The organism is Microbacterium sp. GbtcB4, from assembly GCF_019091465.1.
Taxonomy (GTDB): domain Bacteria; phylum Actinomycetota; class Actinomycetes; order Actinomycetales; family Microbacteriaceae; genus Microbacterium; species Microbacterium paraoxydans.
Genome location: NZ_JAGXJJ010000011.1, coordinates 22,683 through 36,106, shown reverse-complemented (window position 1 = coordinate 36,106; position 13,424 = coordinate 22,683). Strand labels below are relative to the sequence as shown.

The window sequence follows — 13,424 nt, the reverse complement described above, 5'->3', positions numbered from 1 at the left end:
GGGGACGATCGCGGTCCTCGCCGGGGGGCGTCGACCGCCCGTACCCCGCCGGTCACCGGAACCTTCTGTCCCGCATCGCGGTCGACGGAGCCGTCGTCAGCGAGGTGCCGTGCGGGACGGCCCCGACGCGGTGGCGCTTCCTCGCGCGCAACCGGCTGATCGCGGCGCTGGGGCAGGCCACCGTGGTCGTGGAGGCGGGCTGGCGCAGCGGCTCCCTCAACACGGCGGGGCATGCGGCAACGCTCGGAAGGCCGCTCGGCGCGGTGCCCGGTCCCGTGACGTCCGCCTCGTCGGCCGGCTGTCACCGGCTGCTGCGCGAGTACGACGCGGTGTGCGTCACCTCCGCGGCGGAGGTGGCCGAGCTGCTCCCGGCCGGCGCGCGGTCGCAACGAGGACTCGATGCGACGGACGACGCGCGGGTCGTGCTCCTCCGTGCGCTCAGCACGCGAGCCGCTCGCACGGAGGCGGAGCTCGCCCAGCGCGCCGATCTCACCGTCGACCGGACCCGCGCCGTGCTCGGCCTGCTCGATCTCGACGGGCTCGCGCGACGCGACGGCGACGGCTGGCGTGGCGTGGGCGCGGCACGCACATCGTAGGCAGGGTCCCGGCGGGGCGCGTCGCTCTGAAGGCGGGGGAGCGGCAGGCTGGGGATATGGACTTCGCGGTCGCTGTCGAGGCGTTCGCCGACCACCTCGAAAAGGTGCGTCGGCTCTCTCCGGCGACCGTGAAGGCGTACCGTTCCGATCTGCGGGACCTCGGGACGAGCGTGGGGGGTGGCCCGGTGAGCCGTATCGACCTGGAGATGCTGCGCGAATGGCTGTGGCAGGCGACTCAGCGGGGTGACGCCCGTGCGACGCTGGCCCGACGCGCGGCCACGGCGCGAGCGTTCTTCGGGTGGGCGCGCGAGCAGGACCTCGTCCCTGTCGACCCCAGCCTGCGGCTCGTGGCACCGAAGCGCGCGAAGACGCTGCCGACGGTGGCATCGAAGGACGCGATGTCGGAGCTGTTGGAGCGACATCGGCAGGCGGCGGCCTCGGGCGATCCCGCGGCCCTCCGCGACCAAGCGGTGCTGGAATTCCTCTACGGTGCGGCGGTCCGCGTCTCCGAACTCTGCGGCCTCGACATCGACGACCTGGATCTCGATCGGGGGACGGCCCGCGTGCGGGGCAAGGGCGACAAAGAGCGCGTCGTCCCGTTCGGCGCTCCGGCGCGGGGTGCGCTCACCGCCTACCTGCGTCGCGCTCGACCAGCTCTCCTCGCACGGGCCGGGGCCGCCTCGCCCGCCGTCTTCCTCGGCAGTCGCGGTGGGCGCGTCGGTCCGCGGACGGTCTACGAGGTCGTCGCCCGTGCGCTCGCACCCGTCGTCGGCGCGGAGACCGTCGGGCCGCACGCCCTCCGTCACACGGCGGCGACCCATCTGCTGGACGGTGGTGCGGATCTCCGTGCCGTGCAGGAGATCCTCGGGCACGCAAGCCTGGGGACCACGCAGATCTACACGCACGTGTCGGCGGAGCGGCTGACGGCGACGTATCGCCTCGCGCACCCGCGGGCCTGAGCGCGGAGCCCGCCCCTCGGATCATCCGTCGCAGCAGGGCAGGAGCCGCGCCCGCAGGAGGCCGCCGAACAGGAGCATCGGGTTGATGTACTCGCCGTCGCGTCGCACGCCGACGTGCAGTGAGTCGGGTGGAGTGTGACCACCCGTGGCGACACGGCCGATGTCCTGGCCTCGGCGGACCGGGTCTCCCGCGCGCAGGGGCGACTCCACGGGCTCGAACGTGCTCACGAGGCCATCCGCGTGTCGGATCGTGAGCAGCGGACGATCGACGACGACGCCCTGGAACGCGACGATCCCCTCCGCCGGGGCGACGACGGTGCCGCCCGCAGCCGCAGCGACGTCCACGCCGCGGTGTCCGGGGCCGTAGGCGTGCGCTGGCGCGCGGTAGGCGACGCTCACGCGGCGCGTCCCGTCGACGGGCCACTGCCAGGGGGTGTCGGAGACGAACTCGTCGGGCACGGGCGCGAGGCCGTGTGCCGCCGGCGCCGCTCGGGCGGCGGGCGGAGACGGGAACGGAGCACCGCCACACAGGAGTGCGACAGCGGCGAGGACTGTGGCGATCAGCACCCGGAGGAGAGAGGGGTGCGGGCGAGAGCGAGGGCGAGGAGGGGACGGAGGAGTCATCACGCGAGTGTGCGTGACCGGTGCGGGCCGGCGGAGCGGCCGCTCTCCGCCGGGGCCGGCGGCAGGGGAGAAGGCCGAGCATCGCGCCGCTGTGGAGGACGAGCTGGCGCCGCATGATCCTGTATGCTGGACGAGCACCTCGATCTCGGGGTGACTACGCGTGCCCAGAGCGACTCTGTCGTGGCATCCACTCCCGCAGGTCCCGTTTCCGAACGGGTGGGGGTGAGCCGGGCACCAGGATGTCCGACCGTCCGGTCGGCATGACAACCTCAACGGCGCCCCGCGCCAGAATCAGGAGACGACCATGGCTGTGGTCACCATCCGCCAGCTGCTCGACAGCGGCGTGCACTTCGGACACCAGACCCGTCGGTGGAACCCGAAGGTGAAGCGCTTCATCCTCACGGAGCGCAGCGGCATCCACATCATCGACCTCCAGCAGTCGCTCGGCTACATCGACAAGGCCTACGACTTCGTCAAGGAGACCGTGGCGCACGGCGGCACGATCCTCTTCGTCGGCACCAAGAAGCAGGCGCAGGAGATCCTCGCGGAGCAGGCCACGCGTGTCGGCCAGCCCTACGTGAACCAGCGTTGGCTCGGCGGCCTCCTCACCAACTTCTCCACCATCGCGAAGCGTCTCGCCCGCATGAAGGAGCTCGAGGAGCTCGACTACGAGAACCCCTCCGCTTCCGGCTTCACGAAGAAGGAGCTGCTGCTCAAGAAGCGCGAGCTGGACAAGCTCCACAAGTCGCTCGGTGGTATCCGCAACCTCACCAAGACGCCGTCCGCCCTCTGGGTCGTCGACGCCAAGCGTGAGCACCTCGCCATCGACGAGGCCAAGAAGCTGGGCATCCCGGTGATCGGCATCCTCGACACCAACGCCGACCCGGACGACTTCCAGTACCCGATCCCCGGCAACGACGACGCCATCCGTTCGGTGTCGCTGCTGACGCGCATCATCGCCGACGCCGCCGCCGAGGGCCTGCAGCAGAAGCACAACCCGGAGTCGGGCGACGCGGAGCCGCTGGCCGAGTGGGAGAAGGAGCTTCTCGAGGCTCCCGTGCAGGAGTCCGCTGACGCCGCCGAGGTCGTGACCGCGGACGACGAGGCCGCTGTCGTCGAGACCCCGGCCGCTGACGCCACCGCCGCCGACGAGGCCGGTGCCCAGGCGCACGACGAGGCGATCGCCGCCGCTTCCGGTGAGGAGACCGCCGAGGTCGCCGCCGCCGAGGCCGCAGACGCCAAGTAATCCCTCGTACACCCACACAACGAAGCAAGGAGCCACCACACATGGCCAACTTCACCATCGCCGACCTCAAGGCGCTGCGTGAGCAGCTCGGCACGGGAATGGTCGACACCAAGAAGGCGCTCGAGGAGGCTGACGGCGACGTCGAGAAGGCCACCGAGATCCTGCGTCTGAAGGGTGCGAAGGGCAACGCCAAGCGCGCCGACCGTTCGACCAGCGAGGGCCTCGTCGTCGCTCGTGAGCAGGACGGCGCCGTGACGCTCGTCGAGCTCGCCTGCGAGACCGACTTCGTCGCGAAGAACGAGCGCTTCATCGCGCTGGCCGACAAGGTCGCCGACGCCGTCGCCGCCGTGAAGGCCGACTCGGTCGAGGCCGCCCTCGCCGCTCCGGCGGGCGACAAGACCGTCGAGCAGCTCATCTCGGAAGAGGCCGCCATCATCGGTGAGAAGGTCGAGCTCCGTCGCGTGCGCACCGTCTCCGGTGACAGCGTCGAGGTCTACCTCCACCGCACGAGCAAGGACCTGCCGCCGCAGATCGGTGTCGTCGTCGCCTACACGGGTGACGACGCCGAGACCGCGCGCAGCATCGCCCAGCACATCTCGTTCGCGAACCCGTCGTACCTGTCCCGCGAGGACGTGCCGGCGGATGCGGTCGAGAAGGAGCGCGAGATCGTCACCGAGATCTCCCGCAACGAGGGCAAGCCCGAGGCCGCTCTGCCCAAGATCGTCGAAGGCCGCGTCTCCGCGTTCATCAAGCAGGTCGCCCTGCTGGAGCAGGACTACGCCAAGGACAACAAGCTCTCTGTCGCCCAGGTGGCGAAGGACGCCGGTATCACCGTGACGGACTTCGCGCGCTTCAAGGTCGGCGCGTAGCACTGTCGAAGGGGTTCGGATCGCTCGATCCGAACCCCTTCTTCATGCCCACCAGGCACTATCTTGAATCGGGACGAGAGGACACCCCCCTATGACTGAACGCACCGGACGCCGTCGCGTCCTCCTCAAGCTCTCCGGAGAGGCGTTCGGCGCCGGGCAGCTCGGCGTCAACCCCGACGTGGTCAGCCAGATGGCGCGGGAGATCGCCGCCGCGGTCGACCGGGTCGAAGTGGCGGTCGTCGTCGGCGGAGGCAACTTCTTCCGTGGGGCCGAGCTCAGCCAGCGAGGTATGGATCGCGGGCGCGCCGACTACATGGGCATGCTCGGCACCGTGATGAACGCCCTGGCTCTGCAGGACTTCCTCGAGCAGGCGGGTGCCGCGACGCGTGTGCAGTCCGCGATCTCGATGACCCAGGTCGCCGAGCCCTACATCCCGCGTCGGGCGGAGCGGCACATGGAGAAGGGCCGCGTCGTCATCTTCGGCGCCGGCGCGGGCCTGCCGTACTTCTCCACCGACACGGTCGCCGCGCAGCGCGCACTGGAGATCGGCGCGCAGGAGGTCCTCGTGGCCAAGAACGGCGTCGACGCGATCTACACCGCCGACCCGAACAAGCACGCCGACGCGGAGCGCATCGATCGCGTGACCTATCGCGATGCTCTGCAGCAGGGCCTCAAGGTCGTCGACTCGACGGCGTTCAGCCTGTGCATGGACAACAACATGGACATGCGCGTCTTCGGCATGGAGCCGGCGGGCAACGTCACCCGCGCGCTCCTGGGCGAGCCCATCGGCACGCTCGTCACCGCCTGAGCGCCTGCACGGGACGGGAGCCCGCTCCCGATAGAATTTCCAGAACACCCCGACGATAGGAGCCACCGTGATCGCGGACGTCCTCGCTGAAACCACCACCCGCATGTCCCGGGCCGTCGAGGCTGCCAAGGAGGACTTCTCCACGGTGCGCACCGGTCGTGCGAACCCGCAGCTCTTCCAGAAGGTGCTGGTCGACTACTACGGCACGCCGACCCCGCTCGCGCAGCTCGCCTCGCTCGCGAACCAGGAAGCACGCACGCTCATCATCACGCCGTACGACAAGTCCGCGCTCAAGGCGATCGAGCAGGCCATCCGCGACATGCCGAACCTCGGGGCGAACCCCACGAACGACGGCAACCTCGTGCGGGTCACGATGCCCGAGCTCACCGCCGAGCGGCGCAAGGAGTACGTGAAGCTCGTGAAGTCCAAGGCCGAGGACGCCAAGGTCCACGTCCGCGGCATCCGCCGGAAGGCGAAGGACGAGCTGGACGGCCTGAAGAGCGAGCTCGGTGAGGACGAGATCGCCCGCGGCGAGAAGGAGCTGGACGCGCTGACCCGTCAGCACGTCGATCTCATCGACGACGCGCTCAAGCGCAAAGAGGCCGAACTCCTCGAGGTGTAGCTCGTATGTCCGATGAATCGCGCGGCGCTGAGGAGGGCACTCCGGTGACGCGCCGGGAGGAGCGGCCGGAGGCCGGTCCTGACGGCGGCGTGCCGCTCGGCGACGCCGCCTTCCCGGCGTTCGACGCGGATCGGGTGCCACCCCGGCCACCGCTCCCGGCGCCGCCGGGGGCGGCTCCTGTCACCGCCGACCGCCTCGACACCGCCGACCACAACGCGATCCGCGAGCAGTGGCGTCAGGCGCGCGACGAGTTCGGCACGCATGTCTCCCATGCGCGCGATCAGCTCGACCAGGCGAACGAGCGCATCAAGCAGCGCACCGGTCGCGATCTGATCCTCGCGATCCTCATCGGACTCGCATTCGGCGCGGCACTGCTCGGTTCGCTGCTGTTCATCAAGGCGCTGTTCGTGCCGTTCGCGTTGGCTGCGGCCCTCCTCGGCGTGTACGAGCTCTCCCGCGCCCTGCGCGCGGCCGGCCGTCGTGTCGACGTCGTCCCGCAGCTGATCGCCGCGACGTTCCTTGTCCTGTCCGCGTACTTCGCCGAGCCGTGGCTGAGCTGGGTCATGCTGTTCGTCTCCGTGGCCTTCGTCATCGTCTGGCGCCTGCTCGCTCAGATGGTGGCGAAGGACGGCCGCACATACGGAGATGTGCTCACCGACGCCGTGATCGGCGGTTTCGTGCAGGTGTACGTGCCGTTCCTCGCCGGCGTGGCCCTCATCCTGCTCGAGCAGGAGGGCGGGCAGTGGTGGGTGCTCAGCTTCATCGCGATCGCGGTCGCCGCGGACACCGGTGCGTATGCGGCTGGACTCGCCTTCGGGCGGCACCCGATGGCACCGCGGATCAGTCCCAAGAAGACCTGGGAGGGCTTCGGCGGCGCCGTGGTCGCGTCGCTCGTGGCGGGCGTGCTCCTCGCGATCTTCCTGCTCGATCTGCCCTGGTGGGGTGGCGTGATCTTCGGCGCCGCGATCCTGCTGTCCGCGACGCTCGGGGACCTCGGCGAGTCGATGTTGAAGCGCGACCTCGGGATCAAGGACATGAGCTCGTGGCTTCCAGGGCACGGAGGACTCCTCGACCGGCTGGACAGCATCCTGCCGTCGACGATCCCCGCCCTCTGCCTGTACTTCCTCCTCTCTCCCTGGTTGGTGCTGTGATGAACGACAGTGGTGCTGTGATGGACGACGACCGCCGCGAGGGCACCGTGCAGAGCACGGCCAAGCCGGCGTTCGCACTCACGACCGGACGCACGAAGGGGTACCACCGCGCCGCGGTGGACGGGTTCCTCGCGTCGGCGCGACAGACATTCGAGAGCGGTGCGGACGACCTCACGGCCGAGGACGTGCGCACCGTCTCCTTCCCGCTCGTCAAGGAGGGCTACGTGGTGGCGGACGTCGACGCGGCCCTCGGACGCGTCGAGGATGCCTTCGCCGCGCGCGAGCGGGAGCGCGCCGTGCGCTCCCTCGGAGCGGGCGCATGGGTGGAGCAGGCGAGGGCCGACGCGCAGGTGATCCTGGACCACCTGGCGCGTCCGCGTCGGCACCGGTTCGCCCGCACCGGATTCCTCACCTTCGGCTACCGCGTCGACGAGGTCGATCACGTCACCTCCCGCATCGTCCGCTACCTGCGGGACGGCGACGCGCTGTCGGCCGAGCAGCTGCGGTCCGCGGCGTTCCGCATGCAGCGCGGCGGCTACCGCGAAGAGCAGGTCGACGCGCTCCTGGACGCCACCATCGACGTGATCCTGGCGGTCCGCTGAGCACGTCTGATGGCCTCTTCAGGCAGGTATGCGTAAACTGTCCTCCATCGTGAACTCCCGAAACGACATGATGCCCGATCGAAACGACGCCCTGCTGGTACCCGCAGCGACGGCCGCGTCGGCCACCCGCGGCACCCGCCGCTGGTCTCGCCGCCGCGGTGTCGTCGGGGTCTTCAGCTCTCTCGCGGTCGTCGGATTCGCCGCCGCGATGGTCGCGCCCACCGGTGTCGCCCTGGCGCAGCCCATGGCCACGGACGCACCGGACTCCGTGTATGCGGTAGCACTGGCGGACACGCAGAACCTCACCGTCACGGTGGAAGGAGCGGCGATCACCCCCGTCGAGCGCGGGTCGTTCGACATCTACGTCAAGCCCAAGCCGAAGCCCAAGCCGAAGCCGGCCCCGGCGACCACGTCCTCGTCGTCCGACGAGTCGGAGGGCGGATCCTCCGGCGGCGGTGGGCTCCCGCCGTACAGCGGCGGCGGCGCTCCCGCGGAGTGGATGGCAGCCGCCGGGATCGCGCAGAGCGACTGGCAGTACGTCGACTACATCGTCTCGCGGGAGAGCGGTTGGAACCCCAACGCGACCAACTCGTCCTCCGGCGCCTGTGGCCTCGTCCAGGCGCTGCCCTGCAGCAAGGTGCCGGGCAACGGCTACAACCCGGTGGACAACCTCCGTTGGGCCACCGGATACGCCACCGGTCGCTACGGCAGCTGGGCAGGCGCGTACAACTTCTGGGTCACCAACCACTGGTGGTGAGCCGGCACCATGCCCCGCTCACGCCGACGTCCTTCCGCGCGCCCTGAGGGCGATGACTCCTTCGAGCGTCTCCTCGCCGGCTGGAAGCGCACCGAGGTCCGCCGAGGCGTGGAGTGGACGGTGCAGCCCGTCTCCGCACTCCAGGCGCAGAAGGCGTACGTCTGCCCGGGTTGCGGACGGTCCGTCGAGCCCGGTACCGCCCACCTCGTCGCCTGGCGCGCGGACGGTGTTCTCGGCGACGCCGCGGCTCTCGCCGACCGCAGACACTGGCACAACCACTGTTGGAGGATCGCATGACCATCGAGATCCGGGGACCGCTGGAGCTTCCGGCGCGTCGTGAGGACATCGAGCTGCACACCGCGGACGGCCTGACGCTCGTCGGCGAGCTCGCGATGCCGGAGGCCGACGCGCCGGCCGCGACCCTGGTCACGCTGCACCCGCTGCCGACCGCCGGCGGCTTCATGGACTCGCACATCATCCGGAAGGCGTCCGCGCGGCTGCCCGCCCTGGCCGATCTCGCGGTGCTGCGGTTCAACACGCGTGGCACCACATCGCCGCGCGGCACCAGCGAGGGAACGTTCGACGGCGGCGCTGCGGAGCAGTTCGATGTCGCAGCCGCCATGGACTTCGTCCGTGACCGCGCGCTGCCGCGCCCGTGGCTCGTCGGGTGGTCGTTCGGGACGGAACTCGCCCTCAAGTACGGTGCCGACCACGACATCGAGGGCATCATCCTCCTCTCGCCGCCGTTGCATCGCGCTACGGCGGAGGAGGTCGCCGCCTGGGGGAAGACCGGCCACCGCGTGGTCATCCTCGTGCCCGAGTTCGACGACTACCTGCGCCCGGCGGAAGCGCGGGAGCGCTTCGCGACGATCCCCCAGGCGCAGCTGATCGCGGTCGAAGGAGGCAAGCACCTGTGGGTGGGGGAGACCCAGACGCGCCGGGTGCTCACAGAGATCGTCGCCGCGGTCAATCCGTCGGCTCTGCCGCTGCCGACCCACTGGTCGACCGAGGACTGACGCCGCGGGCGACCCTGGTCATCGTTCGTTCATACGCGGGATGAGCACCTGGCGGTAGAGGATCAGGATGCTGGCGGCCACCGGGATCGCGATGAGCGCCCCGAGCAGGCCCAGCAGGCTGCCTCCGGCGAGGGCGGCCACCACGACGACGGCGCCGGGCACGGAGACCGCGCGGCTCATGATGCGCGGCGAGATCACGTACGCCTCGATCTGCATGTAGATCAGGTAGTAGATCGCCGCCGCGAGAGCCGTGCCGGGGGAGCCGAGGCCAGGGATGAGGCAGACGAGGACGATGATTGTCGAGCCGGTCAGGGTGCCCACCAGCGGGATGAGCGAGAAGAAGAAGGCGACGACCGCGAGAACGGCGGGGAACGGCGCGTCGATGATCGTGAGGTAGATCGCGCTGAGAGCGCCGTTGATCACGCCCTGGCTGACCTGGCCCATGACGTAGTAGCCGACCGAGTCGGTGATCTGCTCCGATAGATCGATGAAGCGATCCCGCTTGGACGCCGGGACGAGCTGGTACACCGCGCGCTTGAGCGAGGGCGTCGAGGCCGTGAGATAGATGGTCAGGATGAGGACGATGAACGCGCCGAACACACCGCTGAGCACGGCGCCGCTGGCGATCAGCACGCCCTGACCGATCGACCCGCCGATCTCCGCGAGATTGGTGGTCAGCCAGTCCTCCACGTACGCGAAGACGTCGTCGACGAGGAGGTTGGGGAACGTCTCCTGGATCCAACTCCGCAGGTCCTCGATCGCGGTTCCGCGTTGCACGATCGCCGTGATCTGGGCGATGAGCTGCGAGATCTGGTCGACCAGCACCGGCAGCACGATGAGGATGATCCCGACGAAGACGGCCAGCACGGCGACGATCGTCACGAGGACCGCGAGCCACCGGGGCAGGCGTCGACGCTCGAGGAACGTGACCAGGGGATCGAGTCCGAGGCTGAGGAAGAGCGCGGTCCCGATGTACAGCAGCACGGTCGACAGCGTCTGCACGCTGCTGATCAGGACGATCCCGAGGCCCACGCCCAGTGTCGCCACGAGGGCGGTGCGGAACGGGTTGTGGATCTTCATGCGGACTCCTCGGTACGGCTGCAGCAAGGCTACCCATGCCGCGGCTCGACGCGCCGCCGACGTGCCGCGCGACGGAGGAGGGAGGGCCCTCGTGGTCAACACACAGGTGGGTTCGCTAGTCTGAAATGTCGAGTGTGGCGTCGCGGGCGGGAAGCCGCGATGCGTGAGGAGACTATTCGTGCGTTTCGTATGGGCCGTGGTGGCCTTCGTGCTGGCTGCCGTGCTGATCGGTGCGGGGATCGCCCAACGCACCATCTTCGTCGGCCCGTCGTCTGAGGAAGCCCGCGTCGACATCGAGGAGCCCGCGCCCTTCGTGCTCCTGGACGGCGACGTCCTGCGGATCAACGCGGGCGCGCAGAAGCTGCTCATCCGCGGCGAGGGCGAGATCTTCACCAGCTACGGGCGCACGGCCGACATGGAGGCCTGGCTCTCCGACTCGGAGTACAACCACGTGACCGTCGGGGACGACGACGAACTCGTCGTCGACCACGTCGCCGCCGCGGACGACGAGGGGTCGACCGAGACGCCGGCGCCCGAGGCCACGGAGACACCGTCGCCGGAAGCCGACGCCGATGCACCCGCGGGTCGCAACCCCGCCGGCTCTGATCTGTGGCTCGACTCGTTCACCGATGAGAACTTCCTCTCCACCGACAAGATGCAGCTCCCGGAAGGGACCAGCGTGCTGATCGCATACGACGGCACCAAGGACGCGCCGGACGACATCGTCGTCTCCTGGCCGCTGGACACGCGGACGCCTCTGGCAGGACCGCTCATGGCGGCCGGCGGCCTGGTGCTCCTCGTGGGGCTGGTCCTCTACGTGCTCGCGATCCGCCACCAGCGCCGTGGTCGGGGCCCGCGCCGGAAGGGTCCCGGGCCGCTTCCCTCGACCCAGCCGATCGACGTGGCGGCCCTTCCGCCATCCGAGCGGGATGCCCTGGAGGCCGCGGACGGGGCGCAGTCGCCGACACCGGCGGGGAAGGACGACGTGGACGACACGGAGATCGTCGACGAGAAGGAGCAGGATGGGAAGAGTACGATGCGAGCCGAGCGCCCGAGGCGTCGTCGGCGCCTGCTCGCCCTCCCCGCGATCGGTTTGACCGCTCTGCTGGCCTCAGGCTGCACGGCCGACTCCTGGCCGGAGTTCGGGGACGCCTCCGCATCGCCGTCTCCGACGCCGACCGTGATCGCCCCCGAGAACCAGAAGCCGCCGGCGGTCACCGAGACGCAGGCCGAGCGGATCCTCCGGGAGGTCTCCGAAACTCTGGTGCAGGCCGATGAGGCGAAAGACCTCGACCTCGCGGCGACCCGTCTCGACGGCGCTCCGCTGACGACGAGGACCACTGACTACGCCCTGCGGGCGAAGCTCCCGGATCGGGCCGCGCCCGCTGCGATCCCCACGGACGACGTCGAGGTGGTGCTCCCGGAGGCGACGGATCGCTGGCCGCGCACGGTCCTCATGCTCTCGAAGAGCACCGGTGACGACACAGTGCCGCCGGTGGTGCTCACCATGACGCAGGCCGACCCCTGGTCCAACTACAAGGTGACCAACATGGCGGAGATGTCGGCGGATGCGGTGTTCCCCGAGGTGGCCGCAAGCTGGCTGGGGACCTCGCTGGTCCCGGCAGACTCGGCCTTCCTGTCCGTGCCGCCGAACGAGGTCGCGGCGGCGTTCGCCGATGTCGTCGACAAGGGCGAGAAGAGTGCCTCGTACGGGCAGTTCGACGACTTGGCGCTCAACCTCGCCACGTCGATCAGGGACAGCAGGCAGAACCTGGTGCAGGGGCTGGCTGACGCCGGCGCCGCGAAGACGTCCAAGGCGGCGTTCGACATGAAGCCGACGACGGCGGATCCGGTCTCGATGACGACGCTGGACAGCGGCGCCATCGTCGCGGTCTCCGTTCTCGATGTCGAGACGATCACCCCCACGTCCTCCGACGTCGTCATCCGTTTCGGTGACAACGAGGAGGCGAAGGCGCTCACCGGGGCGAAGGAGTCTGCGAAGGGCGCCGAGACGACATACGAGTTCCAGTTGTTCTTCGCCGTGCCGTCTCAGGGCTCGAGCGAACCGATCCGCCTCCTGGCCTCGCGTCAGGATCTCGTCTCCGTGAAGGTGATCAAGTGAGTGAGATGTCTCCCGCGGCCCTGCGAGGCGCCGTCGATCTGTCCAGTCTGCGCAACCGTCCGTCCGCGCCCGCGAGCGGTGCGGCTGCCCCCTCGAACTCCCCGGTGGCCGATGTCGTCGTGGATGCGACAGATGAGAACTTCGGCCAGGTGCTCGAGCTGTCCCGCACCGTCCCCGTGGTCGTCGACCTCTGGGCCGAGTGGTGCGGGCCGTGCAAGCAGCTGAGCCCGATCATCGAAAAGGTGACCAGGGAGCTCGGCGGCCGGGTGCTCCTGGCCAAGGTCGACGTCGATGCGAATCCGCAGCTCGCGCAGAGCTTCCGTGCGCAGTCGATCCCGATGGTCGTCGCCCTCATCGCAGGCCAGCCGGTGCCGATGTTCACGGGCGCCGTTCCTGAGCAGCAGGTGCGTGAGGTCTTCGCGCAGCTGCTGCAGGTGGCCGCGCAGAACGGCGTCTCGGGATCGCTCCCGGTCGGCGACTCCGAGGCAGGGGAGGCTGAACCTCCCGCCGAGCCCGAGCTACCGCCGCTGCACGCGGAGGCGTTCTCCGCCATCGAGCGGGGCGACTACCGTGCGGCCATCGCCGCCTATGAGAAGGCGCTCGCGGAGAACCCGCGTGACGAGGACGCCATCGCCGGCCTGGGCCAGGTCCGACTGCTGGACCGTGTGCAGGGACTCGACCTGCAGACGGCCCGAGCCGCGGCCGCAGCGGCTCCGCTGGACGTGCAGGCCCAGTTCGACGTCGCGGACCTCGACCTCGCCGGCGGACACGTCGACGACGCCTTCGGCCGGCTCCTCGACCTGTTCGCGCAGCTGCCGTCCGACCAGCGGACACCCGTCCGCGAGCGCCTCGTCGAGTTGTTCGGCCTCATCGGCGCCAGCGACCCGCGCGTGATCGCGGCTCGCAACCGACTCTCCTCGCTGCTGTTCTGATCGATCTGCGCGGAGCTCGTTGCTCCGCGCAGATCGGTCG

Annotated in this window: 15 protein-coding genes; 13 read left to right on the top strand and 2 right to left on the bottom strand. The window is 69.8% G+C overall.

The window, feature by feature from the left end:
* Positions 1 to 104: 104 nt before the first annotated feature.
* Together KVS71_RS20045 and KVS71_RS15985 are read left to right on the top strand one after the other, a co-directional pair.
* A complete protein-coding gene (locus tag KVS71_RS20045) occupies positions 105 to 596 on the top strand; it encodes a DNA-processing protein DprA (RefSeq protein ID WP_368874971.1) in 492 nt (163 codons plus the stop codon).
* A 56-nt stretch (positions 597 to 652) separates the two neighbouring features.
* Positions 653 to 1,555, top strand: a complete 903-nt coding sequence (locus KVS71_RS15985) for a tyrosine-type recombinase/integrase (protein ID WP_217585008.1) — start codon at positions 653 to 655, stop codon at positions 1,553 to 1,555.
* Between the two features lie 21 nt (positions 1,556 to 1,576).
* On the opposite strand, the gene KVS71_RS15980 is transcribed toward KVS71_RS15985, so the two are convergent.
* A complete protein-coding gene (locus tag KVS71_RS15980) occupies positions 1,577 to 2,122 on the bottom strand; it encodes a peptidoglycan DD-metalloendopeptidase family protein (RefSeq protein WP_368874970.1) in 546 nt (181 codons plus the stop codon).
* A gap of 361 nt (positions 2,123 to 2,483) precedes the next feature.
* Between KVS71_RS15980 and rpsB the strand changes: the two genes are divergently transcribed.
* The 9 genes from rpsB (at position 2,484) to KVS71_RS15935 (ending at position 9,250) form a co-directional block, all read left to right on the top strand.
* Positions 2,484 to 3,425 (top strand): 30S ribosomal protein S2, encoded by a 942-nt coding sequence (gene rpsB, locus KVS71_RS15975; RefSeq protein ID WP_025103356.1) that lies wholly within the window; start codon positions 2,484 to 2,486, stop codon positions 3,423 to 3,425.
* A 41-nt stretch (positions 3,426 to 3,466) separates the two neighbouring features.
* On the top strand, positions 3,467 to 4,294 hold the full coding sequence (gene tsf, locus KVS71_RS15970; protein ID WP_060922803.1) for a translation elongation factor Ts: 828 nt from the start codon (positions 3,467 to 3,469) through the stop codon (positions 4,292 to 4,294).
* A gap of 91 nt (positions 4,295 to 4,385) precedes the next feature.
* On the top strand, positions 4,386 to 5,102 hold the full coding sequence (gene pyrH, locus KVS71_RS15965) for a UMP kinase (RefSeq protein WP_060922802.1): 717 nt from the start codon (positions 4,386 to 4,388) through the stop codon (positions 5,100 to 5,102).
* A 67-nt stretch (positions 5,103 to 5,169) separates the two neighbouring features.
* On the top strand, positions 5,170 to 5,724 hold the full coding sequence (gene frr / locus KVS71_RS15960; protein WP_060922801.1) for a ribosome recycling factor: 555 nt from the start codon (positions 5,170 to 5,172) through the stop codon (positions 5,722 to 5,724).
* Between the two features lie 5 nt (positions 5,725 to 5,729).
* Entirely contained in the window at positions 5,730 to 6,875 is a 1,146-nt protein-coding gene (locus KVS71_RS15955) for a phosphatidate cytidylyltransferase (protein ID WP_199787703.1), read from the top strand.
* 20 nt (positions 6,876 to 6,895) lie between these two features.
* Positions 6,896 to 7,477 (top strand): DivIVA domain-containing protein, encoded by a 582-nt coding sequence (locus tag KVS71_RS15950; protein WP_060922799.1) that lies wholly within the window; start codon positions 6,896 to 6,898, stop codon positions 7,475 to 7,477.
* 67 nt (positions 7,478 to 7,544) lie between these two features.
* Positions 7,545 to 8,234 (top strand): transglycosylase SLT domain-containing protein, encoded by a 690-nt coding sequence (locus KVS71_RS15945; RefSeq protein WP_254635855.1) that lies wholly within the window; start codon positions 7,545 to 7,547, stop codon positions 8,232 to 8,234.
* A 9-nt stretch (positions 8,235 to 8,243) separates the two neighbouring features.
* On the top strand, positions 8,244 to 8,531 hold the full coding sequence (locus KVS71_RS15940; protein WP_082750107.1) for a hypothetical protein: 288 nt from the start codon (positions 8,244 to 8,246) through the stop codon (positions 8,529 to 8,531).
* Positions 8,528 to 9,250 carry an alpha/beta hydrolase gene (locus KVS71_RS15935; RefSeq protein WP_060922798.1) on the top strand — a complete coding sequence of 241 codons (723 nt, stop codon included), beginning with the start codon at positions 8,528 to 8,530 and terminating at the stop codon, positions 9,248 to 9,250. Before KVS71_RS15940 ends, KVS71_RS15935 begins: the two co-directional genes overlap by 4 nt.
* A gap of 18 nt (positions 9,251 to 9,268) precedes the next feature.
* Here KVS71_RS15935 and KVS71_RS15930 read toward each other — a convergent pair whose 3' ends face one another.
* Positions 9,269 to 10,330, bottom strand: a complete 1,062-nt coding sequence (locus KVS71_RS15930) for an AI-2E family transporter (protein ID WP_217585006.1) — start codon at positions 10,328 to 10,330, stop codon at positions 9,269 to 9,271.
* 178 nt (positions 10,331 to 10,508) lie between these two features.
* Here KVS71_RS15930 and KVS71_RS15925 point away from each other — a divergent pair, with 178 nt between their 5' ends.
* Both KVS71_RS15925 and KVS71_RS15920 read left to right on the top strand, forming a co-directional pair.
* On the top strand, positions 10,509 to 12,452 hold the full coding sequence (locus KVS71_RS15925) for a glycosyl transferase (protein WP_158698532.1): 1,944 nt from the start codon (positions 10,509 to 10,511) through the stop codon (positions 12,450 to 12,452).
* A complete protein-coding gene (locus KVS71_RS15920; RefSeq protein ID WP_217585005.1) occupies positions 12,449 to 13,384 on the top strand; it encodes a tetratricopeptide repeat protein in 936 nt (311 codons plus the stop codon). Before KVS71_RS15925 ends, KVS71_RS15920 begins: the two co-directional genes overlap by 4 nt.
* Positions 13,385 to 13,424: the final 40 nt, after the last annotated feature.

Bases quoted from the DNA above. Each gene is read 5' to 3' on its own strand.
- KVS71_RS15985 (WP_217585008.1), top strand. From the start codon at position 653: ATGGACTTCGCGGTCGCTGTCGAGGCGTTCGCCGACCACCTCGAAAAG.
- rpsB (WP_025103356.1), top strand. From the start codon at position 2,484: ATGGCTGTGGTCACCATCCGCCAGCTGCTCGACAGCGGCGTGCACTTC.
- tsf (WP_060922803.1), top strand. From the start codon at position 3,467: ATGGCCAACTTCACCATCGCCGACCTCAAGGCGCTGCGTGAGCAGCTC.
- pyrH (WP_060922802.1), top strand. From the start codon at position 4,386: ATGACTGAACGCACCGGACGCCGTCGCGTCCTCCTCAAGCTCTCCGGA.
- KVS71_RS15955 (WP_199787703.1), top strand. From the start codon at position 5,730: ATGTCCGATGAATCGCGCGGCGCTGAGGAGGGCACTCCGGTGACGCGC.
- KVS71_RS15950 (WP_060922799.1), top strand. From the start codon at position 6,896: ATGGACGACGACCGCCGCGAGGGCACCGTGCAGAGCACGGCCAAGCCG.
- KVS71_RS15945 (WP_254635855.1), top strand. From the start codon at position 7,545: ATGATGCCCGATCGAAACGACGCCCTGCTGGTACCCGCAGCGACGGCC.
- KVS71_RS15940 (WP_082750107.1), top strand. From the start codon at position 8,244: ATGCCCCGCTCACGCCGACGTCCTTCCGCGCGCCCTGAGGGCGATGAC.
- KVS71_RS15935 (WP_060922798.1), top strand. From the start codon at position 8,528: ATGACCATCGAGATCCGGGGACCGCTGGAGCTTCCGGCGCGTCGTGAG.
- KVS71_RS15930 (WP_217585006.1), bottom strand. From the start codon at position 10,330: ATGAAGATCCACAACCCGTTCCGCACCGCCCTCGTGGCGACACTGGGC.